Source organism: Shigella sp. SIG6, from assembly GCF_053555815.1.
The window spans coordinates 1-549 of the sequence record NZ_JBQZXC010000308.1; the positions used below are offsets into that span (position 1 = coordinate 1).

1 pseudogene is annotated in these 549 nt (G+C 44.8%); it reads left to right on the forward strand.

From position 1 onward, the window contains the following. Positions 1-503: pseudogene (locus ACUU1M_RS20525) on the forward strand (porin); the annotation flags it as partial. Positions 504-549 lie beyond the last annotated feature (46 nt).

Below are 549 nucleotides of genomic sequence, written 5' to 3' on the forward strand. Positions count from 1 at the left end.
GTGAGCGCATTCTGACCGACCGTGAAAATGGTGAAAAAGGCGATAATTCTCAAGATACCTCTTATGCCCGTGTAGGCGTGAAAGGTGAAACTCAGATCAACCCTGAAATGACTGGTTACGGTCAGTTTGAACTAGACCTGGAAGCATCAAACAGACACAACCCTGACCAAACTCGTTTGGCATATGCTGGTTTGAGTTACAAAGATTTTGGTTCATTCGACTACAGTCGTAATGTCGGTGTCGCGTATGATGCAGAAGCATTTACTGATATGTTTGTTGAGTGGGGCGGTGACTCATGGGCTGGTACTGACCTGTTCATGACCAACCGTACCAACGGTGTTGCAACCTATCGTAACACAGATTTCTTTGGCATGGTTGAAGGTCTAAATTTTGCTCTGCAATATCAGGGTAAAAATGAAGGTACAGGCAACTACAAAGCAAATGGCGATGGCCATGGTTTATCTGCAACTTACACTATTGACGGTTTCTCATTTGCTGGTGCTTAGTAAGCGCCCCGAGAAGTACGTAGCGTAAGGATTATTTTACAGC